This is a genomic window from Paenibacillus sp. 2TAB26, assembly GCF_052115145.1.
GTDB lineage: Bacteria > Bacillota > Bacilli > Paenibacillales > Paenibacillaceae > Pristimantibacillus.
In genome coordinates this window covers 1-25,707 of record NZ_JBFRGC010000015.1, presented here as the reverse complement: position 1 = coordinate 25,707, position 25,707 = coordinate 1, and the positions used below count along the sequence as shown (strand labels likewise).

Below are 25,707 nucleotides of genomic sequence, written 5' to 3'. Positions count from 1 at the left end.
TGGGCGAGAAAAGAAATAGTCCTTACTTTCGTCTATACAGAAGCCGGTTGAATAACGGCCGTTAACAGGCCTGGAAACCGAGCATCCAAATCCTCTGTGCGCAGCGTCAAAAAATGCTGGGTGCCTTGCTTTCTAACATTCACTACACCCGCTTCACGCAATGTACGGAAATGATGCGTCATTGTAGACTTTACGACAGGAAGATCAAAGTGGCCGCAGGACTGCTCGCCATGCTTAACAATAGCGACAACAATGCTAAGCCGAATAGGATCACTTAATGCATATAAAACAGAAGTAAGCTCAATATCCTCACGATTGGGATGGAATAATATTTTCAAAGGCATTCGCACCTCTCTCATTAAGTACTTATTGCATTATACCATAGCTCATGCTATATTTTCATTGTACGATAATATTCGTACAATGAAAATAGATAAAGAGACAACTTTGGAGGTTCTATATGAGAAACAGTGCCGCTGTTACTGTCCCACCCGTATTCACCGAGGAGCGGCCCGCCTTTAGAGACGGTCTCGTTATCCCGCTGCTAGGTTTAACCGTAATTATTGTGATCATGAATACGATGATGTTTAATCTGGCCTTGCCCCAAGTAACGGCTCAGTTTATGCTATCCCCATCGGCAGCTTCATGGATCATAACGGGTTATTCCATTATATTTGCCATTTCATCGATTACCTTCAGCAGACTCTCTGACTTTGTTCCGATTCGTCTGCTGCTCACGATTGGCTTAATCGCCATGGGCGGCGCATCTGTGCTTGGTTATTTTAGTCATCATTATGTACTGCTGCTTGTCGCGCGCCTGATTCAAGCTTGCGGAGCGGGCTCCGTCCTTAGTTTAACCATCGTTCTCATTACACGATTCATTCCACTTGCTCGCCGGGGCAAATCCATGGCACTTATTACTTCGGCTGCGTCACTCGGCCTTGGTCTAGGCCCCGTCATCGGCGGTGCTATAACACAATATTTAGGCTGGAACGATCTGTTTATCGTTACCGGAATCTCACTTTTACTCATTCCTGTGTTTTATCGACTGCTGCCGGTTGAACCATCGAACAAGGGGTCCTTCGATATTCTAGGTGCAGCACTTGTCGGAATTGGCTCCACCGGTGTTCTGCTCTATATTACGAACCATTTCTTGATTGCTCTTATTGGCGGAATACTTGCACTAATCTTATTCTGGATACGGATTAATCGTGCAGTAAATCCTTTTGTTCAGCCTACTCTGTTCCGCAATAAAAGGTATATTCGTCTGATTACACTTGGTGTCGTATCTTACATTAACAATTTTTCTACACTTTTTCTGCTGCCTCAGGTGCTGATTCACCTGTTCAAGCTGACACCAGGTCAAGCAGGTCTCATTATTTTTCCGGGAGCCATTGTAGCTATGCTTTCCTCCAATCGCATTGGAAAAATCATTGATCAACACGGCAACAGCTTGCTGCTTCGACTAACTCCTTGCTTTCTCTTGCTCGCTGCTGTTTCCTTCGCCTTGTTCGCGGATCAATCCATCTACGTTGTCATGGCAATTTATATCGTGATGAGCGTTAGTTTCTCCGCGTTAAACTCGGGCGTTTCGAACGAGCTGTCAAGAATTTTACCAAGTGAGCATGTAGGTGCTGGAATGGGCTTATTCCAGCTGTCGCAATTCATTAGCGGTGCTTTCAGCGTAGCGATTAGCGGTATCGTTCTCGCGGCACAAAGCAGTGTTCCGCTTGGCCGCGCATTTTCAAATATATTTTGGGGAATGGGCGTCATTGCCGCCTTCGCCATTGCAGCATCGTGGCTGTACTATTTCTCTTCAAAGCAGCAGCTCGATGAGTCAAATCGACGTTAAGCTAAACGATATGCTTTAACGCCTCTTTCTTGCTAAGCGGCGAGAGCGGCGTTTCTTCTACAAACCGATGCACACAGGCTGCATCGGTTTTTGCAAATTCTCTAAGCGCCCAGCCGATCGCTTTGCGAATGAAAAACTCGCTTTCGTCCTTCGTGCGGCGTATGTAGTCAAATAACCGATCTCTATCCGTATCATGCTTGTACCTAAGCTGAAACAACAAAGCAGTTCTCCGGAGCCACATCTGATCTGAATCGATCCAGCGCTCCGTATACTCCGCTGTTAATTCCGGATATTTCGAGAGCTGACTGCCGACTAAATGTGCTGCCAGAAAATCAACGGTATCCCACCAAGAATGGGTCGTTACCCACCGCTCCAGCCTGTCGATATGTGAAGGCTCGGCCTCTTTGCTGTATCTTTCCATCAATCCCATCGCCACATAATGGAACTCTCGCTCGTTCAGCTGCCATAGCTGCTCTGCAGTTTGCAGCAGCTCCTCGCCCTTTGGCTTTTCATTATGCTTCCAAAACTCGCGCAGCAGCTGCGTTCGCTCTGGAGTCTTTAGGCCAAGAAAAATAAATTGGCCGCGCATGTAAGCCTCCATAGGCTGAGCCGTCTCCGGATTGGCGTGCTCCACGAACTTTGCTTCCAAAGCATGCGCAATTGCAGTCATCAAATACCAGCTCCTTTTCTTGAACGATAACACAAAGCAGCCCTAACCATCAATGATGGTCAGGGCTGCTTCATCGTAACTATTTTGCCAAATAATCTTATTAAGCTGCTTCGTTATGCAAATATCTAAAGAATGGCTTATCTACCCAAAATTGAGTAGGCGTAATGTTGACATTAGGATCAATGGCTTTAAATCCTGCAACGACCTTCGCAGAATCCTCATTAAGCGAGAACGGGTTTACTGTATAAGGGCTGTCTGGATCTGTAATAAAATTGTTCGTAATAATTTCATAATCCTTCAGTGCAGTTTGTGAGTAGTAAAGCGGCTGCCACCATGATGCAACGATAAGTCCCGCTTGATCCTCTTCATCTTTCTTCGCATAAGCTAGAACAACATCTTGGAAAGCTGCTTTATCTGCCGCAGTTGCAAATTCAAATTCAAGGTCATACTCTTTGGAATACGAAATATAGTTGCCATTTGCAATTTTAACTACGTTTGGACCAGGGTTGCCCCATTCTGCTAGAAAAATAAATGCGGATGTTTTTGGCTCAAATTGCACTTTCGCATTTAGGCCTTCACTGCGAAGCAAACCAATAAGCTGAATCGCGTGATTAAAATCGGAATGACCGTAAATCAGAGACAAAGAATCGATGAAGTTAGCATTGAAACGGGAGTCCTTGATGTTATAGCCTGTGATCAAGCTTTGCTCCAAAGCAGTATTTACCAGCTTTTGCAGCTTTGGCGCATCGATAATATCAGAAGTTTCGTAAGCGCTGCTTAGCTTTTGGAAAATATCGTTGTCGTTAACATAACCGATATACTTTTTGTAAAGACCTTTTGTAATAAGCACTTTACCAAGCAATGTGTGGATCAATTGATCGCTTGCTGCATTTTTTGGTTTGAAGCCTGTGTAAAATTCAGCTGGCAGCAAGCCAGTATCTACTGCTGCTGCAACTTCTTGCGCACCTTTTGTGCCAAGCGCGCTGCTTTTAACGTTCAGCTTCGTTAGTACTTTGTTTACTTTAACAGCCGGGTATGTATAAGCAAGCTCCTTCAAATCTGCTGCTCTTACCGCAATGGAAATCGCTACAGCGCTTGTAAGCACTTGATCGCCTTGAATGGCCGGGCCAGACAAAATGCCTTTCTCATACAAAGCCGCCGCTGCCGGATAAAGCTTGTTATCTGACTTTACATCGGAGAAAGTGACCTCTTTGCCTGATGGCTCGTAACCAAGAATATCAGCTACTGCTTCAATGAATTCACCCTTCGTCACTTTGCTGGAGAGGCTGACATTAAATTTTTCTTTCAAAAACTGCTTATACTGTGCTGCGCCATCTTCCTTTAGTGCCGCTGCTTCAGACGGAGCCGCAAAGGCTGCTGATTGTGTAAAGATAACAGAGAAAGATAAGAGGAGTGCTACTAGCAGTTTTGTGTATGATGCTTTTGTGTTTTTCATGAACATTGCCTCCATGTTTCTAATTCCGATGTTTTTAATCGGGTATGAGTAATGTTCCATAGTATACCAGCTAAAAAATGAAAGTGTCAATAAATATATTTTATTTATTAAGTTTTTCTTTGCTCGGTTGTCATCGTTATTTTGTCATACAATATTTCATTCGTTTTTACCTTTAGCAGAGATAACCTTGCACCACTCAAGAACCGCTTTGTCGACTTCGTCCATATAACCAATTTCTTCAATTAAATCCCAAAGTACGATCTGCTCAGTTTCTTCATTTGCTTGGAATGGGACGAGCTTATCTACACTAGCATAATAAATGGGATTATATTTGATATCTCCATTAGGCTTCTTCACTTTTATCAACCCGATGAACTCGAAGTCATTAACGATTTGTGATGTTTCTTCGAATAACTCCCTGCTTGCACATTCCCTCGGTGTTTCCCCTTCCTCTCTCCCCCCTGCGGGTACTTCCCATTGTTGTCTCCACTTGTTAAAACAAATAAGAAATCGCTCGCCACAGTTGATTACCGCGTATGATCCCGCTAAAGGTACATCCTCTCTGAGCTCATCCTCTTTCATAGGCAGGCATGCCAATAGCTCAAAACCATCTTTATTGGACGTTATACCCAACGTTACCTCTCCTTCCATCATTAACTTACCTTCGATTACTCCACTTTATAAGAGATTTAAGGATTCCTGTAGCTCTACATTTACATAGTACTCGCAATAACGGCTTTATTTAGTCATCATTTTCTGCTCAATCAGGCCGACCTAACAATACAAAAAGACTGCCCTTTGGCAGCCTTCATATAGAAATACATTTAATTCGCAGCATCCATTTGCTTATGTACGATAGTGATTTACTATAAATCTTCAAAGCCGACCGCTATAAAAATACCCGCACTAACGACTGTAATATGAACAATAGAAAATAAAACATGTACAGAAACTACATTCAAATCTTTTCTTGACAGCTGCGGGCTCGTTCTTAACTTATATATGGAAAAGCCAATTAGACCCGTTATGAATAATGATTGAGCCAACCATCTTGAAACAGTTAAAAATGCTGGAGTGTTATTAACGATGGGGTTTAAAAACCAACGAAATGGATCAAATAACATTGCCGCAAGAATCATTGCCCATGCCAACAAATGAATCGGCAAAGCAGTTAAAATATGGTTTCGAATAGCTGCTCTCCTCCTATTTTTCGATCAGATATTATAGAGACGTGACAATTTAGATCAATGTTGCTTTGCTAACGGACATCAGGTACTCTATTTGCTACATTTTCACCCTTTTTTGCAAACTAACGGACATAGAGGACCTTATTCAGCTTCAAAAGTTATATTTATCCTCCTTTTCACAGCCATAACGTATCCTATGTCCGTTAGCAAACCGATTGTACGTTAACCGCATAAATAGCGTCCTCTATGTCCGTTACTGATACTTCTAAATCGTGAACAACTCCTACTAGCAAAACTCATCCCATTGATTCTAAAAAAAACCGCAAAAGGCTGCCTTGTTGGCGAACTTTTTACGGCTTTAAGTGATCGTGCCTCGCTGGATAAAGTTGATTTATTTTTATTTTTGCTCCATAGCTTTAAACTGTTTAATTAAACTTTCGATATCAATTCCGTTTATAGTTAAACCAGAAATATCGCAGTTGTCCAATTTAGCATTCTTCAAATTGCAATCCGTAAACACGCTTTGATGTAAATTACAATTGGTTAATTGTACAGGTGTTCTGTTGAATTCAACATCAGGCTGATTTGGATTACCGAATCCAATGTTGCGAAAATGGGCTCCGCCCCACTGTGCACCGTCAATGACAAACTCACTCAAATTAGCATCGGAGATATGTAATCCCGTTAAATTCACATCATTCATATTCATACCGCTAAGATTACAACAGTTAAGCGTGACCTGCTCCGCCCGAACATTTTTGAAGCTGGAAGCTGTAACATCTGAATTAACGATTGTCAGGATCTCTTTTTCATTTTCTAATTTCATATTTTACCCTCCAAATTATCGTTTGAATTCTATTCTAGTTTAAAACAGCAGCTGATTTCTGTCCAAAATAATATTCACAATATCATGTATTGAAATAAATGACATATAGTAGATTTTATTATTGCACGGCCGATTCTTCAATCGAAAAAAGTATCCCTCGTTCCTCAGTGGCTTGCAAACTTGCCATAACACCATTCGGAAGTACAATCATAGGGTCCGTGTGGCCAAAATCCGCATCATATATAACCGGAAAATCATATCCTCTCGTTGCATTTTGCAGCAGCTCTTGCAACGAATCTTCTTCATTAAATCCTACATTTGAATGGAATCTTCCAATAATCAGACCGGAAATTTGATCAAAAATACCCATCTGGCGAAATTGTGTAACATATCTATCAATTGTACTTGGATGCTCACTCTCGTCGTCTTCTAGACACAAAATTTTGCCCTCGAAGCTTGGTAAATAAGGTGTACCTGCCAGCAGGAGAAGTGTACCCATATTCGCAGCTAGTATAGGTCCTCTCGCATGCCCTGGCTTTAAAATCTTCATGCCTGTATTAGGTACGGTCGCTCTTGGGCGTGAATCGTCAATGTCCCAGCTTAAATGTTCCTCTGTCCAATGATCGCTGGAGTTAATCATTCCTATTGGTGTATCTTTCATTAAAGTTCTTACAAAGGAATGGTATGTAAAATCAATGAGCCCGCCAAATTCTCCGAATTGCGGCATAATAGCGGGTCCCATAAATGTAATAAGATTTGTTTTTGCATGTATGCCTGCTAAAAGTGCAGTGATATCACTATACCCCATTATAATTTTTGGATGGCTGCTAATAAGCGAATAATCTAATTCTTCAAGCAGTTGATGTGAATTGTATCCCCCGATTGTAGCGATAATTGCTTTTACATCAGGGTCATGAATCATATGATGAAAATCATCCAAACGATTATTTAGGCTTCCAGCCGTGTGACCTGTTCTCTTCCTGCTATGCTGTCCTGTAATTACTTTAAATCCCATATTTTCTAAAGCATTTATTCCACGATTCAACCTGTTAGGGCAATAAAAAGCAACAGGCGAGGATGGTGAAACAATTCCAATGGTATCTCCGGGTTTTAGTTTATCGGGTTTCAATTGTGAGGATGTCAAGGAATAACCCTCCTAATCATTCTTTTTAAATGAATATATACAAATATTTGTAAGTTCTCAATCACTCTTACAATAAAAAAAAGCTGCCATTGCGGCAGCCAATCACTCGAACTCAATAATCATTCACAATAGGATTGTATGGTTCTCGTCCTATTTCAAGTTTTCACACCACTGCGATTAAATGGACTTCATCCGATTATTCCTTGGATTATGCTCTACTTCTGCAAGCCCCAGCTTCTCCATTAATGGTGGAAGATACATTCCGAATCTGCCGCGCAACCCTTTTTTCAATCCATACCAGCCGCCAATCGGGTTTTCAGACGAGCGTCCCCATGCTTCAACAGTACCCTCTTTAGCAGGCTTCTGCTCATCGGCGCTTCCAAGCTCAATCCAGTCACCATGTTGTTTGAGCATCGCGCTTAAGTCATCAATGCAGCGGAAATCATAATGCAAGACCGTCTTCCCAACTGTGCATACTAAAATTTCTTTACCGTCCTTTTCATCCTTATACATTTCATATTCAGATGTATGAGGGGGTGTTTTTAATTTCCATGGGTTTTCTTTAGTACCTTCTGCCAACGTCATATGTATTCGCTCCTTTTGTAATCCACTCTTATTATGTACTTTATCTTTCAGATATCCTTCAGAAGTTACTACATTCGATAAAAAAATTACTTTTCCTTTATGACGCAGTAGCACAGCAGCCGCTCGATGAGTTCAGTTTTACTTCTAACGGACATAGAAGCCCTTATTTGCAATATTAAAGGCTAAATTAGATTCTATCGGACATAGAGTCCGTTATTTGGCAGAAATCGCAGCCTTTTATAACGATTAGAGCCAAATAACGGCCTTCATGTCCGCAACCAATGCCAATAGAAGAGGAATAAAGCAAATAAGGCATCTGATGTCCGTTATTATCATAAACAACTTCCGCTTACGAAAGAATCTCCCACTTCGCCCATATTTCTTGGGGATTCAATTCGTAAATATCATTTTCTCTAAACATTAGTTGATGCATAATGAACTCTCTGCGAATGGTCGCGAAGTCGTCATGATAACCTTTGATAAATTCGTTAATTTCCTTCTCTGTATACTGTTTCCCTCTCGTCAAATGAGAAACCATATGCTGAAGCACGATCAATTTTTTCTTATGCTGAGCCGGCATATGCTTCAGCTTACCCTCAGCTGTAAAAAAGTTGCGGATGACTGAATCCTTCAGTTTCTTATTGCTGTCCTCCATGTCGTCCACTCCCTTCTCTGTGCCTGCATTCCGATAAATGAGCTCCGCCGCCGCATTAGCGTTGCTCTTAATAAAATAATGGTTCAACGAAAAATAAATCGTATTTTTCTCTCTGCGTTCATTAATTAAGCTGGCCTCTCTTAATTTGGTTGCATGATGCGTAATCGTAGCAGGCGTCACGCCTAATTTCTCTGCGAGCACCTGTCCGTTAAGCTCACCTTCAGCCAGCATAATCAACAATTTAATTCTCGTCGGATCGGATAATGCCTTATGATAGGCTACCACCTTATCTAATTGCACCGTTCGCCACCTCTTCCTCCACCAAACAAATTTAACTTTCGTCTAATTAGATGTTTATCTAATCAGATAATAATACGCCACCTATTATTTGTCAAACACAATAATCTCGAAAATACAAACTGTCAGCTTTGCGCATAAAAAAAGCTGACAGGTCTCTGCCTGCCAGCATGAAATAAACTCCTCTTACTCAACTCCCATGCATCGTTAATTTTCCGAATACAGGTTGTCATCATCCGCAATGCTCTGAATGTCCTCCGAGCTTATGCTGAAATAACCATAGCCCTCAGCCTGCTGTTTCTTTAACGCTTTTTCTTTAAAAAACTTGGGGCTGCCCTCGCCTGCATCCTCATCATAAACGAGCAAAATACCGTCCGTTTTCCGAAACAGCAGCTCGTCCCTAGCCGTAAACTGCCAAATGCCATTATACGGCTGGTTGCTGACCGAAGCGTAATAATCGACCCCTTTTAAAACCTGCTGATAAAACTCCTTTTTATCATCCTTCCATTTCTCTTCCGGATTGCTGTATGCCGAAATAATTGAAAGTCTCAAATGAGGATAAATTTCCTTCAGCGCAATAACGACCTCGCACGCCCACAAATCCACGCCATATTGACCCGGGGTAATCACCCACTCAAGCCCATCTTCTATAAGCGGAACCAGCTTGCCTGTCAGCGCTTTTTTTATATAAACAATGCCCTCATGCTTCTGGCTAAAAATATTAAGCTCATGCGCTCGGTAGCCCGTTACGAGTAAATTTTTCATTTGTCCAACGCCTTTTCGGATAATTATGGTTTACATCTATCCAGTGTATGCTATAGTAGATAAAATACAAATTGCATATAAATCTATTTATTTCACTAGGGGAGCCTAACGGCTGAGATGGAGCATCTGCTCCGGACCCTTGGAACCTGATCTGGATCATTCCAGCGGAGGGAAGTGGAGCAGCAAAGCATTCATTCATGCGCGCAAGCCTTGTGTGATCGTTAGACCCGCTCATTTCCCCTCGGAAATGGGTGGGTCTTTATTTGTTTACGGAGGGATGCGTATTACAGCTATAATCTCACTTCACCAAGTAAGCTACACCTACGACAAGCTTGCTGAAACATCTATACTGTCTAATCTTTCGCTTCAAGCCTACTCAGGTGAGTTTGTCTCTATCATCGGTGCTAGCGGCTCAGGCAAAAGCACGCTCTTTAAGCTCATGGCTGGATTGCTTCAGCCTAGCCTAGGCGAAATTAGGCTGCATGGCAAGCCTACCCCCAATCGTCTCGGCAAGATTGCTTATATGCCGCAAAAGGATCTTCTTCTGCCATGGAGAACAATACTCGGCAATTGTCTGCTTCCACTTGAGATGACACGCAGCAATCCCCATTATAACACGATCCAAATCTTGGAGCTGCTAGAGCGCTTCGGACTGGCAGGCTATGAACAAGCTTACCCTGACGAGTTGTCAGGCGGCATGCGACAGCGGGCAGCTTTTCTGCGCACACTAGTAACCGGACAAGAGCTGCTGCTGCTGGACGAACCGTTTGGCGCGCTTGACGCCATGACCAAACGCGGTATGCATAAGTGGCTGCTAGAGCTGTGGAGCGACCTTGGAAAAACAGTACTCTTTATCACACATGATCTTGAGGAAGCGATATTGCTGAGCGACCGCATTTATTTATTGCCAAGTGCAGCTAACGAGGCGCAAGGGATACAGGAAATAGTCGTTCCTTTGCCGAGACCAAGACACTATGAGCAAAATTACGAACCCGACTTCATCAAGCTGCGGCAAGATTTGGAGCGAAGACTGCATGCGCAAACCTCTAATTAACCAGTGGCTGAGCCATTACGGACTATTCATACTGCTGCTCATTAGCTTACTGCTCGTTTGGCAAGCGGTCGTACAGCTCGGATTGGTTCCACCCTACATACTGCCGTCACCTAGCTCAATAGCTCAGGCATTAATCGAAGATGGCCATCTGCTGCTTGGCAACCATCTGCTGGCTACGCTTAAAGAAGTGTCCCTCGGTTTTCTATTGTCGATTATTATTGGGACTACGCTCGCAGCAGGCATGCACACTTTCCGAATACTGGAGAAGGCGCTGTACCCGTTTGTCGTCATCAGTCAGACCATCCCGCTTATCGCTCTGTCTCCAATTTTCATTATGTGGTTTGGCTATACGATTTGGAGCAAGGTCGCTGTTGTTTTTTTGACTGCTTTTTTCCCTATCGTTGTGAGCACCTATGACGGGCTTAAGAAAAGCGGTAGCGAATATGAAGAGCTGCTGCTCACAATGGGAGCAACGCGCTGGGGTATTTTCAGAAAAATACAAGTCCCCATCGCCCTACCGTCCTTCTTCTCAGGACTTAAGTTATCGATCGTTTATTGCGTTGTAGGCGCCACCATCGGTGAATGGCTTGGAGGCAGTGAAGGCCTAGGCTACTATAGCCGCCGAATGTCCAGCAATTTGAACGCCGACTCCATGTTTGCATCCGTTTTTCTGCTATCCCTCATTGGCATCTTATTATTTGCTGCCATTGTCCTATTGGAGAAATCAATACTAAAGAGAAAGAGGTTCAATACATGATCATCAAAGCAAAAATGAAATGGATTATTCCGATGCTTGCTTCTCTGCTGCTCGTACTTAACGGGTGCAGCAGCAACGCTGTCCCAACTGAAAACAAACCCGAGGACACTACGGCAAAACAGAATCCTCAGACTATTAGCATTATGCTCGACTGGTATCCAAATGCGGTGCATTCCTTCCTCTATGCGGCTCAAACAAACGGTTATTTTGCGAAGCATGGTTTAGAGGTCAACATTCAAATGCCCGCGGATACGAATGATGCATTGAAGCTAGTGGCTGCCGGCAAGGTTGATTTGGCGCTCAGCTACCAGCCACAGGTATTGATGGCTCGCGGCGAGGAAATTCCTGTTAAATCCATTGCAGCAATCGTCAGGCATCCACTTAATCATCTAATGGTACCAGAAGGCGGAAGCGCCAAATCACCCAAGGAACTTGTTGGTAAAAAGGTCGGCTTCTCCTCCATCCCTCTGTATGAAGCAATGATGCGCACCATGATTAAGCATGACGGCGGCGACCCGCAAAATGTGGAAATGATTGACGTTGGTTTTTCCTTTATTCCGGCTATAGCAACCAATAAGGTAGATGCGATCATCGGTGGATTTATTAATCATGAGCAATTGCTGCTTGCCAAGGAAGGGCATCCCATGACGGCGATAAACCCAACTGATTTTGGCGTGCCGGATTATTACGAGCTTGTGCTTGTAGCAAGTGATCAAGGACTAGCTGAGAAGCAGGCGTTGTTCAAAAGCTTCATCGCAGCCATTACGGAGGGTCAACAATTTGTAGCTGAAAATAAACAAAAATCGTTGTCGATTTTATTTGAGCATGAGAACCAGACCTCCCCTCTCGATCAAGTAATCGAGACAAAAAGCTTGGACATTCTTCTGCCTCTCATGGATGCAGGGAAGCAATCATTTGGATATCAGGAGCCTGCTTCTTGGTCTAATGTTAGGGATTGGCTCGTCGATAACGACTTGCTGCCAGACAATATAAAGGCTGAGGATGCTTTTTCAAACTTGTAAATTAATTCTACTCTTTCGAAGGAGATGCACGGATGGGAAGATATCAAGCACTTACGATTGCAGGCTCGGACTCCGGCGGCGGCGCAGGTATTCAAGCTGATCTAAAAACATTTCAAGAGCTCGGCACCTACGGCATGTCGGTTATTACCGCAGTGACTGCGCAGAATACGCTTGGCGTTCAGGGCATCTACCCGCTGGATGCTGAGGCTGTTAGCTGCCAGCTCGATTCGATCGGCGAGGATCTGGAGCCATCCGCAGTTAAGACAGGCATGCTGTTCAGCGCAGAGATTATAAAGATCGTTGCAATGAAAGTAAAGCAATATAACTGGCATAATCTCATCATTGATCCTGTCATGGTGGCGAAAGGCGGCTCATCTCTGCTTCAGCAAGAAGCTATTCAGACACTGATTACGTATTTGCTGCCGCTCGCGCTTATAACGACTCCTAACATTCCAGAAGCTGAGCTTATCGCAAGAATCCCGATCCGGACGTTAAGCGATCGAGAGGAAGCGGCCCGAATATTGCATCAGATGGGCTCCCGCTATGTTGTCATTAAGGGCGGCCACGGTTCAAGCAGCGAACCGCTCGTTGATCTCATCTACGATGGAGAACAATTTGTATATTTGGAAAGCAAACGTATCGACACTAAGCATACTCACGGCACTGGATGCACTTTCTCCGCTGCGATTGCTGCAGAAATTGCTCAAGGCAAACCTGTACTTGAAGCTATAAGAACTGCCAAAGCCTTCATTCAAGCCGCTATTGAAGATAAGCTGGGGATTGGGAGCGGACATGGCCCAACCAATCATTTTGCTTATAGGGACAGACAGCGCTTGAGCTGATTGTATTCTATTAGAAACAGCAAACGCCGCTTCCATATAGGTCGCGGCGTTTACTAATTAGTCATGCTTTCATGCAAGTTTAGGCTTGTGTTAAAACAGCCTTCATGCCTTTTCATCCTGCTTTGGCTGCAACAAGAAGGGCTCAATCATATTATCTATACTAATATATTCAGCTTGTGACGCGCTTGGAGCTGCAAGCGCTCGAACGGGAGATACTCCAAAGTTCGTTAATGCAGATGCTATGGTGCAAAGCAGTACAGACATACAAATCGCATTTTTAATCATCGTTTGTCCACCTATTCTCTAATAACTCTAAACTAAGTATAGACTTTAATAGAATAATTGAAATGGACTTCAGGCATGAAATTCACCTAGACCTTAGTCGGGCAATTCAGAAAAATCTATCATAAATGTATCTCTTTTACTAATTTGAGCTGCAATTCTAAATTAACGATTATCCACTTTCTCTGGGTACAAATCATGATTCATGAGACGATGCTCAGCCATTTGCTCATATTTTGTGCCAGGCTGGCCATAATTGCAATACGGATCGATGGATATGCCGCCACGAGGTGTGAATTTGCCCCAAACTTCTATATATCTTGGACTCATCAGCGCAATTAAATCATTCATGATAATGTTCATGCAATCCTCGTGGAAATCACCGTGATTGCGGAAGCTGAACAAATACAGCTTAAGCGACTTGCTCTCTACCATTTTGTCACCTGGAATATATGATATATAAATGGTTGCAAAATCCGGCTGTCCCGTCATCGGGCAAAGACTCGTAAATTCCGGACAATTGAATTTCACGAAATAATCGCGATTTGGATGTTTATTATCAAAGGCCTCCAAAATTTCCGGTGCATAGTTAAACAAATATTGTGTTCCTTGATTGCCTAGCAGCGTCACACCGCTCAGTTCCTCTTTGCTTCTTCCTTCCATGCTCGTTTCCGCCTCTCTCAGCTGTTTTGAATTAAACGCCTTTTTTATTGCCCCATACCCAGGTATGAAGCTGCGGCAGAACGTGCACCCGCTTTAAATCCTGATTCGGCATAACCTTCTCAATTAGCCATTCATAACGCTCCAATAAATAAGGAAGCATGAGCTGCGGCTCTGTTTCCTGCAAGTTTGCATTGCCTGCCTGCAAATAAAATGGAACCATTGGATACCTGAGGTGAATGTATGTCGCGTACTCTAGATCATCCTCGTCGAAAACGACTGTTTTTAAGCAAAAGTTAGTTGATTTCCGATTCAGGTTGGACACGATTTCATCGAGCTTTGACCAGTCTGTCTTCATGCCAGAGCTCGGCGGCTTAGGCGACAAAGTGAGCTCATCAATCGACCAAAACCAGTCCTGCCAACGACTCCCTTGTGTCTCCAGTGCAACGCTGATGTTTTGTTTATGGAGCTCATCAACAAATTCACCCAGCTGCGGGAGCAATGCGGGATTGCCGCCGGAAATCGTCACATGCTCAAACGTATTTCCACCTATTTCTTTTAATTGCTCTATTATTTCAAATGCGGTCAGCATGCGAATATCTTCCTTGCCGCTGCCGTCCCAAGTAAATGCCGAATCGCACCAAGAGCAGCTGTAATCGCAGCCAGCGGTACGAACGAACATCGTTTTCCGGCCAATAACCATACCTTCTCCTTGGACCGTTGGACCGAAAATTTCCATTACAGGAATTCGTTTATTGGATGGCATCATTAGAACGCCTCCCGCTTCGGACGATAAATACAATAGCTCGTCGGCGTTTCACGCAAAAAGACTTGAACGCATTGCGGACGATTTACAGTACCATCCAAATGGCGCTGAACGATGTCGCTAATCGTTCGTGCTACCACTTCAGTCGTAGGAAAACGATCAGGCAACACATTGCTAAAGTGTTCGTTGTCGTCATTAAGCAAAGAATGGTCAAAACGATCATGAATCAACCTTTTAATTATGGCGAAGTTGACAAGAAAACCTGCCTCGTCAAGCTCATCGCCTGCAACTGTTACATTCGCATAATACGTATGGCCATGAAGCTGCTGGCATTTTCCAGCCTCTTCACTCGGTACGAAGTGAGCAGCTGCAAAGTGAAAATCCTTATTAAGCTCATAACTATAGCTATGCTGTGCGGCCGGATAAATCTGCTGCATCATCGCTTCACCCTAAATGCGCTGGACTAAATATTCGTCCAACCCATTCCTTCGAAGCTGGCAAGCGGGACAATCTCCGCAACCATCCGCAATAATCCCGTTATAGCAGGTCAATGTGCGTTCACGGACAAAATCGAAGGCGCCCAGCTCATCCGCAAGCTTCCATGTCTCGGCTTTGTTCAGCCACATAAGCGGTGTATCGATCACAAACGGATAGTCCATTGACAAGTTCAATGTCACATTCAACGACTTTACGAATATATCCCGGCAGTCCGGATATCCGCTAAAGTCCGTTTCGCATACGCCTGTTATGATATGTTTCGCACCAAGCTGCTTTGCAAGCACTGCTGCGAACGTAAGAAATAAGAGATTGCGCCCATCAACAAAAGTTGTAGGCAGCTCTCCTTCTTTTTGCTCAATTGCGATATCGTCTCTTGTGAGTGCGTTGGGTGCCAATTGATTAAGAAGCGACATATCAAGAATATGATGCTTAATCTGAAGTTCCTTGGCGATAGCCGCCGCGCAATCCAGCTCAAGCTTATGGCGCTGTCCATAGTTGAATGTAACGGCCTCTACCTCCGCGAATCGTTCCATTGCCCAAAATAAACAGGTCGTGCTGTCCTGACCGCCGCTAAACACAACGATCGCTTTTTCTGATTTCATGCTGTATCTCCCTCTCTGATGTGAGAAGACCGAGATCGCTTGAATTCCTTCGTATGTACATAAAAAACCAAAGAAACGGCGCGAAGCGTTAAAAAAACCGCTTCGCGCCGAACGCGAAAACGACGATGTCACCTAATGGGACAATCGTTTCGCATAGTTTTTTATAGAGGGAGTTCGCGAACCTCTCCCGAGAGCTATCATTGTCCGTAGACAACAGCTTCGGAGTTTCTTCTTCAGTTGTTCATTCACAAGTACTATAGCATAGCTTCTTGCTTAAAGAAACAGACAGTATTTCACTGTAAATATTAGGAACTTAGAGGGCTGGAATATAAAAAAACATCTATTCAGCAATCTCTTTCAGCTTCATCAATGTCTTAAGGACATGATCAATCAGCTCCGGAATATCCTCCATTTGCTCTTCGCCTATTTTGCGACTAAAGCCAAGCTCGATTACATTCGAAAAGGTAGGCAGCTCCGTGCCAAAAAGGTAGCTTATCGTTTGTGTCGGTTCTATATCCGGCTCCCAAATACGCTGCATGACTTGCTTAATTTGGCTGCACTGCGTTGTGACATCCGTCACTTCCATGAAGAAACGAATTCGAAGCGAGCATGCAGGGGTCTCGCCCGTCAGCTCCAATATTTCCGCCGCCAAATCCTTCAGCGAAGCAGTCAGCTGAATTTCCGCAGACACCCCAGCATATTCAGCAAGCTTAAACTCCAGCATAAATTCTCGCGACATAACCGCCAGCTCTAGACGATCTACCCGGTTGATAATATCAATTTTCCGGTCGAGCGTATCCAAATCATAGAGCTGATTCTCAAAGACTACTTTCAAATTTTCATAAACAGTTGGATCAAACATCGATTTCCCTCACTTATACTACAATATCGTCTTTGCTATTGTAGTCGATAAGAGAAACAGAATCGAGCCTTCGATCCGCTTTTTTGACACTTTAATCTATACCGAAGTCCATATTTGTAATATTATTGCAATAAAGAAAAGAGGTGTTTCATCGATGAAAATAGCTTTTATTTTATTTGATGGCGTTACTTTTTTGGATTTTGTCGGCTTCTATGATGTCATCACTCGCTTGAAGTACTACGAATCAACAAAAGAGTTCTCTTGGGATATTTGTGGGCTGCAGGATGAGGTTACGGATGAGCTTGGCATGACGATTAAAGTCAATCAAGTCAAGCCGGATCTCGCGCAATATGACCTCATTTTCATTCCCGGTGGACTTGGAACAAGAGCGTTAAGGTTTGATGAATCGTTCACCGCTTGGATAAAGGAGGCTCAGCAGGCAGAGTATATCGTATCGGTTTGCACAGGATCGCTGCTGCTTGGAGCTGCTGGTTATCTGACCAATAAAAACGCGACCACCCATCCGTTCGCCTATGATTTATTAGAGCCCTACTGCAAAGAGGTTATTCGCTCGCGAATTGTACGGGACGGCAATGTCATTACAGCCGGAGGAGTCGCCACCTCGATTGACTTGGGTCTTTACATCATCGGTTTTTTCTTACAAGAGCATGAGGTGAAAAGTATTAAAAAACAAATGGATTACCCTTATGAAATGGAAGGCATAGCGATCTATTAAACCCCACCTAATAAATACGATGTTGTTTCGCAAGAACAGACGGAGGTGATTCATTGAGCACCATTGATACGATAATCTTTGACTTAGACCAGACCTTGCTTGATAAAAACCAATCGTTGATCAACTTTGCAAAGTATCAGTATGAACGTTTTGCACTCCATACCTTCATTGCAGACAGAGATGAATTTATAGCGAAGTTTACTGAATTAAATAATAGACTCCTACCCAAAGAAGATGTTTATCACGAGTTAATCGGATTTTTCAAGATTGAAGATGCTCTATTTTCGCCGCTGCTTAATGATTTAAACAATCACTTTCATCAATACAGCGTCGGGTTTCCCGGCATGAATGAAATGCTTCTCTCCTTAAAGCAGCGAGGATATAAATTAGGCATGATTACGAATGGCAGGGAATTTTACCAGAGAAATAAAGTAAATGCTCTCGGTATTATGGAGCTGTTTGATGATATTGTGATTTCAGGTGCGGTCAATTTGCGAAAGCATGATCATGCTATTTTTCAATTGTCGCTCTCTAATTTAAGTTCCTCGTCTGCGCAGTCCGTTTTTGTTGGCGATAATCTCAAGGCTGACATTATTCCGGCGAACGAATTAGGGATGCGAACGATTTTGAAGAGCAATGACCACTCAATTAAATATCCAGATGCGATATGTCATGATTTACGTGAAATCCCAGCAATCATCCATCGTTTTTCAGCATAAAAAAAGTCACAGAGGCTGCTCCTCAAGTAGATTTATCTACATGTGGAACAGCCTCTTTTTATGTCAATTCAGCTATTTAGCTTCACCACCGCTGCCGCTTCTAAAGCCCCTTTAAATATAAAAGCAGCGGCGATAAAGCGAGCTCACGCACGCCYTCTGCTACTAATCCCGCAATTTGAATGCCGCCCAGCTCTTGAAAATGTGTGTCGTCCTGAGCGCCATCAGGAAAATGAATAAATTCCCCCGGGTAAGCCCACATGAACAGCGCCTTAGAGTACTCGTCTCCCAAACGCTCATACAAATCCTTACTCTTTGCAGCCAAATCGATCAGCGGAACATCCAGCTCTGCCGCAAGCTGCTTCATTCCGAGCAAATAATCACCATGAGTATCGATAATCCTGCCTTGCTCGTCGAATTTGCGGCGATGCATCGGTGTAATTAATACAGGTTTTGCACCGCGTGCCCTTGATTCCTCTACATAAACGGCCAGCATTTCCTTAAAGCTGCCAAACGGTTCAGTTGCCCGCTCTTCATCCGGCTTCTCGTCATTATGTCCGAATTGAATCCATAAATAGTCGCCCGGCTTTATTTGCTCCATGATTGCTGCCAATCGCCCTTCGTTAATAAAGCTTCGTGAGCTTCTTCCCGACATGGCATGATTATCAATCGCTACATCCGTCTTAAAATAAAGCGGAAGCATCTGCCCCCATCCGGCATATGGGAACGTATCTTGATCGGTTACGGTTGAGTCTCCCGCCAAATAAATCGTCGTCGCTTGCTTCGCCTCGTCAATCTGAAGTGCATTAATTCGCGGCGCTATTCCTGAGAAGGCGAGCCGCAGCCGTCCATCGGTTACTTTGACGGTGAAGCTGTGCACCGCATATTGTCCTGCTGATGTAACGGCCTTGTGCAGCACTATGCGCCCTACGCCATATTTTAACGTAGTAGAGGTTGGAGCAATGGCATCGCCTATCGTAGCTGTTATCGTGTAGCAACCATTTGGCAGATCAACAACAAACGCGGCTTCAAGTGGAATACAGAAAGCTCCGCGAAGACGATCCCCCTCTTCTCTATTCCGTGAGTTTATACGCAATGTTGACTCAAAACCGTAGCCTGCGTCTTTGTTATAGATCGTATTCGGCAGTACTTGTATATATGGTGAAGCGGGAGCGCTGCCGATCCCAAAATCAAACTTAAGCGAAACAGTCATGAAGGCACCATCCTAACGGTTTATTTATGTCATTCTAGAATATCAAAATACGGCAAGATAGGAAGTTAATTAGAAGGGGTTTTTGTTCAAAATTCAGTCCACCTGCGTTTGAATGCCTTATGAAGGAGCGCAGTGCATTATCTTTTTCACTCGATGGCTCTCTACTAGTTATGCATACGAGAAAAATTCCATACGAATAAATTCGTCAAAATTTGCGTTACCCGTGGAATTCCGTATACTAATAGATAGGAATCATATAGGAGCTATTTACTAATTGAGGTGACACAAGTGGACGAGTTAAAACAAGCCTATGAAACGATGGGGCTGCCAGAACTTGCGGCCAAAGAGGAAGTGGAGAAGCGTTATACGACACTTATGCGTCAATCACGCTCCAGAGCACAACTGCAGAAGGATAACGCGGGGGATGCGGATGAATCTTTTGCAACGATTACGAAAGCATATCGACTGATTCTAGAGTACGAGGATCGCAAGCTAACCGATGCCTTCAACGAGCAAGAGTACGGTAAATACAAGAAGATGGCTGGACAAGCTCAGAAAATGGATCATTTCTGGCGCTATTACAAGTTTCACACGCTCGGAGCCATCGCTGCGGTAGCACTTATTATTTATGGTGTAATCAGCTTCATGAACTATCGTGAAGAACAAGAGCGGCTCGCTAATTTGCCGCCCGTCGATTTGAACGTTTCATTTATGGGCAATTACATGCTGAAGGATGATGCGCCTAAGAAAGAACCGATTGAAACCGCTCTTTTGACAGCGTTTCCCGAATGGAAAAGATTTGTTTCTACGCTTACGTTTGTCCCTAAAGACCAGCAATCACAATTTGCCTATATGCAGAAAGCAGTGCTCGTACTAGCTACTGAGCATCCGGATGTATATATTATGGATGAGAGCATTTTCGATTGGATCGGCGTTCAGGGAATGCTTATGAAGCTAGACGACGATGTTAACGGAGTGTTCAAGCCGCACATGACTGACAGCCTTTCGAAGAAGCTTAAGACCGACGAGGATACCCAAGAGCATATATACGGAATTGACCTCAGCAAGAGTGCACTGGTCAACCAGCTTCCGCTGTACAAAGAAAACATGATTATCGGCATCAGAGTCGACAGCAAAAATCCAGACAAAGCCAAAGCATTCATTAATAAATACCTGGCTACAATAAAATAGCAGAATAACAAAAAAAAGCCCGATTCCGACAGCCATAATGATGGTTTGTTCGGTAATCGGGCTTTTTAAATGTTGACTAGCCAACGTACTATTGAAATACATCTTATCGCATGCTATTTAAGGATTATCCTTCATCTAGCCCTCTCCCAAATGCTTCAGCACGATGCTCTCAACATGCTTCAAATGCTGCTTCATTCGCTCAGCTGCAAGCTCAGGGTCCTTTTTCGCAATCGCTTCAACTATTGTAGAATGCTCCCTATAAAGTCGTTCCGCTACCGCCGTACTCGAATAAAGCTCAACCCGCCTAATATCATGGATAGCTGTTTCGATATGATTCATAATTGATTCGAACAAACGTACTATGATTGTGTTATGTGTCGCATTGGCAAGCGTGAGATGAAATCGTAAATCCAGTCTCTCACCTTCGGACTCATCACCAGCGGCACGCTCCATCTCATCGATAATTTGGCTCAGCTGTTTAAGATCCTCATCCGTATGCTTTACAGCTGCGATTGCAGCATTGGATACCTCAAGCGATTCGCGAGCTTCCAGTAATTCCAGCACCGTCTTTCGGTTCATACGGAGAGACGCTAGCTCCGGCAGCTCCATATCAATCGGTACGCTGCGAATGACGCGACAGCCGCCTCCTTGCCGAATTTCAATCAAGCCCATCGCTTTAAGTGCGCTCAGCGCTTCGCGGGTAGTCGAGCGCCCTACCCCAAATTGCTCGGACATTTGTTTCGTAGAGGGAAGCTTATCTCCCACTTTTAATTTGCCATCTATAATAAGACGCTTCACTTGCTCGGTAATTTCCTCGTAATGATTGCGTTTTGACAGCTTCTCCACTTCTAATGACAGAATAACCTCTCACCTCCAACCTTAAACGGCATGCACTGCCTTCTAACAACGCCAAGCCGCTTCTCCTACCTTACCTTTGCAGCTACCCGACTAACAGCGCATACACGATGCCTGGTCCGTGAACGCCGATAGTCAAATCATTCTCAATATCGGATGAGCGGCTTGGGCCAGTAATAAAATGAATACCAGCTGGCAGCTGCTCGCGTCCCGCTTCATCAAACGTCACGAGCACTTCGCCAAGCCTCGTTTTTAAACGTTCGATCGGGATAATAATAATCAGTACGGTTGGCAGCAAGCTGACGGACCGCCCTTTATTCGGAGCTGATAATACGGTAACCGAACCCGTATAGGCAACGGCATGATCCGCGATCACGATGCCAAAATCTGCTTCAGCTGCACGAGCGCGCCAATGCTGCTCAGCATCCGTATTCCACACCGATACGTGCGAATCCTTCAAAGCGCCTTCAAGATCGAGTTCATTCAGCTCTGGCTGATTTTGACGAATAATATATTTAGCACTCATTTCCTCCGCTTTGGAAACGATAAAGGATTTCACATCATCCATCGATGGAAGATGGGCTACATGACCGCCTACTGAAAGAAAATTGTCTGTAAATTGTTTGATTCGCTCTTCTTCCGGCCATTCGAATGAGTTCCAGAAATCGGGAGCTCCGCGAAATGGATGCTGTGGCTTATGTGTCATTCGCGGATGTCTCAGCTTAGCCGCAATATCATTCATAAAAAGCTCCTGTTTCGCCCGTGAATCTGCTTCAAGCTTTTCCAGCCATTGTTTATGTGTCTCAGCCATGACCATGTCCTCCTTTACCTTGCTTCTCCTCATGCTCACGATTACGTACAAGCTCTTCCATCCGATTTTGCATCGACGGCTCCATCTGTTTTAGACCCTGCTTCAGCTCCTGATCAAGCGTATCCCAGCGATCACGGAACGATTCCTTCGGCAGGCTAGGTGTCACACGATAGGTGTTCCAGCCCTTTAGCGGCCCAAGCTTCGTCTTAATGACGCCGCTTCGTACGACGAGCTTCTGACCGAGCTTACCGAGTCGCAGTACCCCGCCAAGTCGCGAGGAATTGCCCATAACGGTGGCGAAGCCTTGCATACCGATGGACTCCATTTTGCTGCCATTTCCACTTTCCACCTTGCGTCTGCGTAAATAAACAAGCATATCATGAAGGGGGATTTTGACCGGACATGCCTCATAGCAAGCGCCGCATAAGCTGGAAGCATTGGCGACATCATCCCATTCGGCGATGTTTTTGTTCAAGGACGGCGTAAGCACGGCTCCAATTGGTCCGCTATACGTGCTGCCATAAGCATGACCGCCAATGTGGCGATATACCGGACAAGCATTCAGACATGCACCGCAGCGAATACAATTGAGCAGCTCTTGGAACTCCGGATCGCCAAGCTGCAAAGAACGGCCATTATCAATTATAATGATGTGCATTTCGTCCGGGCCGTCTGCATCCTCGGAGCGGCGCGGGCCTGTAATGCCATTCATATACATCGTCAGCTTTTGTCCTGTTGCCGAGCGCGGCAGCAATGTAGCCATCACCTCAAGATCAGACCACGATGGAATGATTCGCTCCATACCCATCAACGTAATTTGCGTTTTAGGGACGGTACTCACCATCCGAGCATTGCCTTCATTTTCAAAAAGCACCATCGATCCCGTCTCCGCAATCGCAAAGTTGCAGCCGGTCATGCCGATCTCAGCCTCCAAAAACTTCTCGCGCAGCTTTTTGCGAACGAAACCTGCAAGCGCCGTCGTATCCGGCGGCAGCGTATAGCCAGCCTCCTTGGACAGCAATTCGGCGATTTGATAGCGGTTTTTGTGAATGGCTGGGATGACGATGTGGGATGGCATTTCACCTGCAAGCTGAATAATATATTCGCCTAAGTCAGTTTCTACCGCTTCAACGCCAATGGATTCAAGCGCATGATTAAGATGCAGCTCCTCTGAAACCATTGACTTGGATTTAACGACCGACTTCGCATTCGCATGCTCTGCTATGTCTAGCGTCAGCTTGACCGCTTCCTCAGCCGTACTCGCAAAATGGATATGAACGCCGTTTGCGCGGGCATTGTTCACAAACAAGTTCAAATAATAATCCAAATGCGCGATCGTATGGAGACGAATTTGTCTGCCCCGCTCCCGCCATTCTTCCCAATTCCCGTGCTCGTCAGTCGCTTTTTTCTTCCCATTGCGCAGCCGTTCTGTAGTGAATCGCACCGCTTTGCGCAAAAATTCGTCGTTGAGGGCAAGATCCGCTCTTGCTTTTACTGTAGCTTCCTTTTTCACGACAGCCATCTTATTTCACCCCTTCATATAGCAGCTCAGCCAAGTGCATAACACGGACGGGTTCGTTGCGATAACGCAGGTTTCCAGCAATGTTGAGTAAACAAGCCATATCTAGCCCGACCAACACTTCCGCTTCCGTCTCCAGCACATGATCGACCTTCTCCGTCACCATTGCTCCAGAAATATCAGCCATCTTGACAGCGAATGTTCCGCCAAAGCCGCAGCAATCCTCAGCAAATGGGAGCGGTACGAGCTCAAGTCCCTTCACATTCTGAATAAGCGCAAGCGGCTCATCCTTTACGCCAAGTATTCGACTGCCGTGGCAGGATGGATGATATGTCACTTTATGAGGAAATGCAGCGCCAACATCGGTAACGCCAAGCACCTGCACCAGAAACTGTGTGAATTCATAAGACTTGCTCTGAAGCTTGTTGGCCCGTTTCAGCATGATCAGATCATCCTCGAACAGCTTCGGATAATGGTGAATCATTCCCGTGCAGGAGCCTGATGGTGAAATAACGAAGTCGCTGTCTTCAAACGCATCCAGTATCGTTTTGGCAGACTCCCTCGCTTCCTTCCAATAGCCGCTGTTGTAGGCCGGCTGTCCGCAGCAGGTTTGTACCGTCGGAAACTCCAATGAAACACCGTACTTTGCCAGCAAGCGCACCATCGCTTCGCCGACCCTTGGATATAACGCATCGCTTAAGCAAGTAATAAATAATGAGACCTTCATACCCGCACCCCTTTCGTAACTTATACCTCTATAATATCAGGTTGTCAGACAAGTTTGGTAAAATTTTTTTGTGTGATAAATGTTTAGATGTAAGAACACATATGCGCTTTACAGCTCTCTATCGCTGATAACCAAACTGCCGCTGTATTCTGTAAGCACATATAGGTGCTTACAGACTCTCAACAATGTAACTTTTACGGCTGTAAGAACTCATATGCGCTTACAGCATTCTTTCGCAGGTAACCTGCCTGTTAAGTTGCTCAGTAAGCACCTATATGTGCTTACAGACTCTCAACAATGTAACTTTTACGGCTGTAAGAACCTCATATGCGCGTATAGCATTCTTTCGTAGGTAACCAGCCTGTTAAGTTGCTCAATAAGCACCTATTTGTGCTTACAGACTCTCAACAATGTAACTTTTACGGCTGTAAGAACCTCATATGCGCTTACAGCATTCTTTCGTAGGTAACCGCCTGTTAAGTTGCTCAATAAGCACCTGTTTGTGCTTACAAGCACTCAGATACTCCACTTTTACCGCTGTAAGAACACATATGCGCTTACAGCTCTCTTTCGTAGGTAACCAGCCTGTTAAGTTGCTCAATAAGCATATATAGGTGCTTACAAGCACTCTGAAACGCCACTTTTCCCGCTGTAAGAACACATATGCGCTTACAGCATTCTTTCGTAGGTAACCAGCCTGTTAAGTTGCTCAATAAGCACCTATTTGTGCTTACAAGCACTCAGATACTCCACTTTTACCGCTGTAAGAACACATATGCGCTTAAAGCTCTCTTTCGTAGTTAACCAGCCTGTTAAGTTGCTCAATAAGCACCTATATGTGCTTACAAGCACTCATGAACGTGACTTTCAACTCTGTAAGAACACATATGCGCTTACAGCATTCTTTCGTAGGTAACCTGCCAGTTAAATTGCTCAATAAGCACCTATTTGTGCTTACAGACTCTCAACAATGTAACTTTTACCGCTGTAAGATCACATATGCGCTTACAGCACTCTTTCGTAGGTAACCAGCCTGTTAAGTTGCTCAATAAGCACCTATTTGTGCTTACAAGCACTCTGAAACGCCTCTTTTACCGCTGTAAGAACACATATGCGCTTACAGCATTCTTTCGTAGGTAACCAGCCTGTTACTGTTA

At 44.4% G+C, this 25,707-nt stretch carries 29 protein-coding genes and 2 riboswitches; of the genes, 8 read left to right on the top strand and 21 right to left on the bottom strand.

Annotated elements, in window-relative coordinates; genetic code table 11:
• Window positions 1–32 precede the first annotated feature (32 nt).
• Window positions 33–338 carry an ArsR/SmtB family transcription factor gene (locus AB4Z50_RS18040; protein WP_441880985.1) on the bottom strand — a complete coding sequence of 102 codons (306 nt, stop codon included), beginning with the start codon at window positions 336–338 and terminating at the stop codon, window positions 33–35.
• 122 nt (window positions 339–460) lie between these two features.
• Here AB4Z50_RS18040 and AB4Z50_RS18035 point away from each other — a divergent pair, with 122 nt between their 5' ends.
• Entirely contained in the window at window positions 461–1,852 is a 1,392-nt protein-coding gene (locus tag AB4Z50_RS18035; protein WP_441880984.1) for an MFS transporter, read from the top strand.
• Window position 1,853: 1 nt separating this feature from the next.
• Here AB4Z50_RS18035 and AB4Z50_RS18030 read toward each other — a convergent pair whose 3' ends face one another.
• The 9 genes from AB4Z50_RS18030 to AB4Z50_RS17990 all read right to left on the bottom strand — a co-directional run bounded on the left by AB4Z50_RS18030 (window position 1,854) and on the right by AB4Z50_RS17990 (window position 9,437).
• Complete coding sequence (locus AB4Z50_RS18030) at window positions 1,854–2,522, bottom strand: DNA alkylation repair protein (protein ID WP_441880983.1); 669 nt, start codon at window positions 2,520–2,522, stop codon at window positions 1,854–1,856.
• A gap of 100 nt (window positions 2,523–2,622) precedes the next feature.
• Window positions 2,623–3,978 (bottom strand): hypothetical protein, encoded by a 1,356-nt coding sequence (locus tag AB4Z50_RS18025; RefSeq protein WP_441880982.1) that lies wholly within the window; start codon window positions 3,976–3,978, stop codon window positions 2,623–2,625.
• A gap of 156 nt (window positions 3,979–4,134) precedes the next feature.
• Entirely contained in the window at window positions 4,135–4,611 is a 477-nt protein-coding gene (locus AB4Z50_RS18020) for an NUDIX domain-containing protein (protein WP_441880981.1), read from the bottom strand.
• 233 nt (window positions 4,612–4,844) lie between these two features.
• Window positions 4,845–5,144, bottom strand: coding sequence for a hypothetical protein (locus AB4Z50_RS18015; RefSeq protein WP_441880980.1), 300 nt, complete (start codon window positions 5,142–5,144; stop codon window positions 4,845–4,847).
• Between the two features lie 418 nt (window positions 5,145–5,562).
• Window positions 5,563–5,991, bottom strand: coding sequence for a pentapeptide repeat-containing protein (locus AB4Z50_RS18010; RefSeq protein ID WP_441880979.1), 429 nt, complete (start codon window positions 5,989–5,991; stop codon window positions 5,563–5,565).
• A gap of 118 nt (window positions 5,992–6,109) precedes the next feature.
• Complete coding sequence (locus tag AB4Z50_RS18005) at window positions 6,110–7,120, bottom strand: S66 family peptidase (RefSeq protein WP_441881080.1); 1,011 nt, start codon at window positions 7,118–7,120, stop codon at window positions 6,110–6,112.
• 192 nt (window positions 7,121–7,312) lie between these two features.
• A complete protein-coding gene (locus AB4Z50_RS18000) occupies window positions 7,313–7,720 on the bottom strand; it encodes a DUF6855 family protein (RefSeq protein ID WP_441880978.1) in 408 nt (135 codons plus the stop codon).
• Window positions 7,721–8,069: 349 nt separating this feature from the next.
• The gene (locus tag AB4Z50_RS17995) at window positions 8,070–8,675 is read right to left on the bottom strand and encodes a metalloregulator ArsR/SmtB family transcription factor (RefSeq protein ID WP_441880977.1); all 606 of its coding nucleotides are present in this window, start codon (window positions 8,673–8,675) and stop codon (window positions 8,070–8,072) included.
• Window positions 8,676–8,879: 204 nt separating this feature from the next.
• Window positions 8,880–9,437 (bottom strand): DUF1273 domain-containing protein, encoded by a 558-nt coding sequence (locus AB4Z50_RS17990; RefSeq protein ID WP_076266769.1) that lies wholly within the window; start codon window positions 9,435–9,437, stop codon window positions 8,880–8,882.
• A gap of 87 nt (window positions 9,438–9,524) precedes the next feature.
• A riboswitch (TPP riboswitch) is annotated at window positions 9,525–9,627 on the top strand.
• A 24-nt stretch (window positions 9,628–9,651) separates the two neighbouring features.
• Here AB4Z50_RS17990 and AB4Z50_RS17985 point away from each other — a divergent pair.
• The 4 genes from AB4Z50_RS17985 to thiD are packed head-to-tail and all read left to right on the top strand — an operon-like array spanning window position 9,652 to window position 13,112.
• Entirely contained in the window at window positions 9,652–10,491 is an 840-nt protein-coding gene (locus AB4Z50_RS17985) for an ABC transporter ATP-binding protein (protein ID WP_441880976.1), read from the top strand.
• A complete protein-coding gene (locus AB4Z50_RS17980) occupies window positions 10,472–11,248 on the top strand; it encodes an ABC transporter permease (protein WP_441880975.1) in 777 nt (258 codons plus the stop codon). Before AB4Z50_RS17985 ends, AB4Z50_RS17980 begins: the two co-directional genes overlap by 20 nt.
• Window positions 11,245–12,270, top strand: coding sequence for an ABC transporter substrate-binding protein (locus AB4Z50_RS17975; RefSeq protein ID WP_441880974.1), 1,026 nt, complete (start codon window positions 11,245–11,247; stop codon window positions 12,268–12,270). The genes AB4Z50_RS17980 and AB4Z50_RS17975 overlap by 4 nt, the downstream gene beginning before the upstream one ends.
• A gap of 32 nt (window positions 12,271–12,302) precedes the next feature.
• The gene (gene thiD / locus AB4Z50_RS17970) at window positions 12,303–13,112 is read left to right on the top strand and encodes a bifunctional hydroxymethylpyrimidine kinase/phosphomethylpyrimidine kinase (protein WP_441880973.1); all 810 of its coding nucleotides are present in this window, start codon (window positions 12,303–12,305) and stop codon (window positions 13,110–13,112) included.
• Window positions 13,113–13,214: 102 nt separating this feature from the next.
• On the opposite strand, the gene AB4Z50_RS17965 is transcribed toward thiD, so the two are convergent.
• The 6 genes from AB4Z50_RS17965 to AB4Z50_RS17940 all read right to left on the bottom strand — a co-directional run bounded on the left by AB4Z50_RS17965 (window position 13,215) and on the right by AB4Z50_RS17940 (window position 16,782).
• Window positions 13,215–13,397: a hypothetical protein gene (locus AB4Z50_RS17965; RefSeq protein WP_076266766.1), complete on the bottom strand. Its 183-nt coding sequence runs from the start codon at window positions 13,395–13,397 to the stop codon at window positions 13,215–13,217.
• A 162-nt stretch (window positions 13,398–13,559) separates the two neighbouring features.
• A complete protein-coding gene (gene queF, locus AB4Z50_RS17960) occupies window positions 13,560–14,057 on the bottom strand; it encodes a preQ(1) synthase (protein ID WP_339203627.1) in 498 nt (165 codons plus the stop codon).
• Window positions 14,058–14,088: 31 nt separating this feature from the next.
• Window positions 14,089–14,823, bottom strand: a complete 735-nt coding sequence (queE, locus tag AB4Z50_RS17955; protein WP_441880972.1) for a 7-carboxy-7-deazaguanine synthase QueE — start codon at window positions 14,821–14,823, stop codon at window positions 14,089–14,091.
• Complete coding sequence (gene queD, locus AB4Z50_RS17950; protein ID WP_441880971.1) at window positions 14,823–15,260, bottom strand: 6-carboxytetrahydropterin synthase QueD; 438 nt, start codon at window positions 15,258–15,260, stop codon at window positions 14,823–14,825. The genes queE and queD overlap by 1 nt, the downstream gene beginning before the upstream one ends.
• 9 nt (window positions 15,261–15,269) lie before the next feature.
• Window positions 15,270–15,920, bottom strand: a complete 651-nt coding sequence (queC, locus tag AB4Z50_RS17945) for a 7-cyano-7-deazaguanine synthase QueC (RefSeq protein WP_441880970.1) — start codon at window positions 15,918–15,920, stop codon at window positions 15,270–15,272.
• A 147-nt stretch (window positions 15,921–16,067) separates the two neighbouring features.
• Window positions 16,068–16,111: riboswitch (PreQ1 riboswitch) on the bottom strand.
• Between the two features lie 149 nt (window positions 16,112–16,260).
• Entirely contained in the window at window positions 16,261–16,782 is a 522-nt protein-coding gene (locus AB4Z50_RS17940) for a hypothetical protein (protein WP_441880969.1), read from the bottom strand.
• A 154-nt stretch (window positions 16,783–16,936) separates the two neighbouring features.
• Here AB4Z50_RS17940 and AB4Z50_RS17935 point away from each other — a divergent pair, with 154 nt between their 5' ends.
• Both AB4Z50_RS17935 and AB4Z50_RS17930 read left to right on the top strand, forming a co-directional pair.
• The gene (locus AB4Z50_RS17935; RefSeq protein WP_441880968.1) at window positions 16,937–17,518 is read left to right on the top strand and encodes a DJ-1/PfpI family protein; all 582 of its coding nucleotides are present in this window, start codon (window positions 16,937–16,939) and stop codon (window positions 17,516–17,518) included.
• A 53-nt stretch (window positions 17,519–17,571) separates the two neighbouring features.
• A complete protein-coding gene (locus tag AB4Z50_RS17930; protein WP_441880967.1) occupies window positions 17,572–18,237 on the top strand; it encodes an HAD family hydrolase in 666 nt (221 codons plus the stop codon).
• Between the two features lie 100 nt (window positions 18,238–18,337).
• On the opposite strand, the gene AB4Z50_RS17925 is transcribed toward AB4Z50_RS17930, so the two are convergent.
• The gene (locus AB4Z50_RS17925; RefSeq protein ID WP_441880966.1) at window positions 18,338–19,447 is read right to left on the bottom strand and encodes a rhamnogalacturonan acetylesterase; all 1,110 of its coding nucleotides are present in this window, start codon (window positions 19,445–19,447) and stop codon (window positions 18,338–18,340) included.
• A 288-nt stretch (window positions 19,448–19,735) separates the two neighbouring features.
• On the opposite strand from AB4Z50_RS17925, the gene AB4Z50_RS17920 reads away from it, so the two are divergent.
• Window positions 19,736–20,638 (top strand): J domain-containing protein, encoded by a 903-nt coding sequence (locus AB4Z50_RS17920; RefSeq protein ID WP_441880965.1) that lies wholly within the window; start codon window positions 19,736–19,738, stop codon window positions 20,636–20,638.
• Window positions 20,639–20,773: 135 nt separating this feature from the next.
• Here AB4Z50_RS17920 and AB4Z50_RS17915 read toward each other — a convergent pair whose 3' ends face one another.
• The 4 genes from AB4Z50_RS17915 to AB4Z50_RS17900 form a co-directional block, all read right to left on the bottom strand.
• Complete coding sequence (locus AB4Z50_RS17915; RefSeq protein WP_441880964.1) at window positions 20,774–21,484, bottom strand: FadR/GntR family transcriptional regulator; 711 nt, start codon at window positions 21,482–21,484, stop codon at window positions 20,774–20,776.
• 94 nt (window positions 21,485–21,578) lie between these two features.
• Window positions 21,579–22,304, bottom strand: coding sequence for a LutC/YkgG family protein (locus AB4Z50_RS17910; protein ID WP_441880963.1), 726 nt, complete (start codon window positions 22,302–22,304; stop codon window positions 21,579–21,581).
• Window positions 22,297–23,826: a LutB/LldF family L-lactate oxidation iron-sulfur protein gene (locus tag AB4Z50_RS17905; protein ID WP_441880962.1), complete on the bottom strand. Its 1,530-nt coding sequence runs from the start codon at window positions 23,824–23,826 to the stop codon at window positions 22,297–22,299. Before AB4Z50_RS17905 ends, AB4Z50_RS17910 begins: the two co-directional genes overlap by 8 nt.
• 1 nt (window position 23,827) lies before the next feature.
• Window positions 23,828–24,550: a (Fe-S)-binding protein gene (locus tag AB4Z50_RS17900; protein ID WP_441880961.1), complete on the bottom strand. Its 723-nt coding sequence runs from the start codon at window positions 24,548–24,550 to the stop codon at window positions 23,828–23,830.
• Window positions 24,551–25,707 lie beyond the last annotated feature (1,157 nt).

Excerpts from the sequence above, each read along its gene's own strand:
- queF (WP_339203627.1), bottom strand. The coding sequence starts at position 14,057 with ATGGAAGGAAGAAGCAAAGAGGAACTGAGCGGTGTGACGCTGCTAGGC.
- queC (WP_441880970.1), bottom strand. The coding sequence starts at position 15,920 with ATGAAATCAGAAAAAGCGATCGTTGTGTTTAGCGGCGGTCAGGACAGC.
- AB4Z50_RS17905 (WP_441880962.1), bottom strand. The coding sequence starts at position 23,826 with ATGGCTGTCGTGAAAAAGGAAGCTACAGTAAAAGCAAGAGCGGATCTT.
- AB4Z50_RS17975 (WP_441880974.1), top strand. The coding sequence starts at position 11,245 with ATGATCATCAAAGCAAAAATGAAATGGATTATTCCGATGCTTGCTTCT.
- AB4Z50_RS17980 (WP_441880975.1), top strand. The coding sequence starts at position 10,472 with ATGCGCAAACCTCTAATTAACCAGTGGCTGAGCCATTACGGACTATTC.
- AB4Z50_RS18000 (WP_441880978.1), bottom strand. The coding sequence starts at position 7,720 with ATGACGTTGGCAGAAGGTACTAAAGAAAACCCATGGAAATTAAAAACA.
- AB4Z50_RS18035 (WP_441880984.1), top strand. The coding sequence starts at position 461 with ATGAGAAACAGTGCCGCTGTTACTGTCCCACCCGTATTCACCGAGGAG.
- thiD (WP_441880973.1), top strand. The coding sequence starts at position 12,303 with ATGGGAAGATATCAAGCACTTACGATTGCAGGCTCGGACTCCGGCGGC.
- queD (WP_441880971.1), bottom strand. The coding sequence starts at position 15,260 with ATGATGCAGCAGATTTATCCGGCCGCACAGCATAGCTATAGTTATGAG.
- AB4Z50_RS17910 (WP_441880963.1), bottom strand. The coding sequence starts at position 22,304 with ATGGCTGAGACACATAAACAATGGCTGGAAAAGCTTGAAGCAGATTCA.
- AB4Z50_RS18030 (WP_441880983.1), bottom strand. The coding sequence starts at position 2,522 with ATGACTGCAATTGCGCATGCTTTGGAAGCAAAGTTCGTGGAGCACGCC.
- AB4Z50_RS17965 (WP_076266766.1), bottom strand. The coding sequence starts at position 13,397 with ATGATTAAAAATGCGATTTGTATGTCTGTACTGCTTTGCACCATAGCA.
- AB4Z50_RS17990 (WP_076266769.1), bottom strand. The coding sequence starts at position 9,437 with ATGAAAAATTTACTCGTAACGGGCTACCGAGCGCATGAGCTTAATATT.
- queE (WP_441880972.1), bottom strand. The coding sequence starts at position 14,823 with ATGATGCCATCCAATAAACGAATTCCTGTAATGGAAATTTTCGGTCCA.
- AB4Z50_RS17940 (WP_441880969.1), bottom strand. The coding sequence starts at position 16,782 with ATGTTTGATCCAACTGTTTATGAAAATTTGAAAGTAGTCTTTGAGAAT.
- AB4Z50_RS18025 (WP_441880982.1), bottom strand. The coding sequence starts at position 3,978 with ATGAAAAACACAAAAGCATCATACACAAAACTGCTAGTAGCACTCCTC.
- AB4Z50_RS17900 (WP_441880961.1), bottom strand. The coding sequence starts at position 24,550 with ATGAAGGTCTCATTATTTATTACTTGCTTAAGCGATGCGTTATATCCA.
- AB4Z50_RS17935 (WP_441880968.1), top strand. The coding sequence starts at position 16,937 with ATGAAAATAGCTTTTATTTTATTTGATGGCGTTACTTTTTTGGATTTT.
- AB4Z50_RS18010 (WP_441880979.1), bottom strand. The coding sequence starts at position 5,991 with ATGAAATTAGAAAATGAAAAAGAGATCCTGACAATCGTTAATTCAGAT.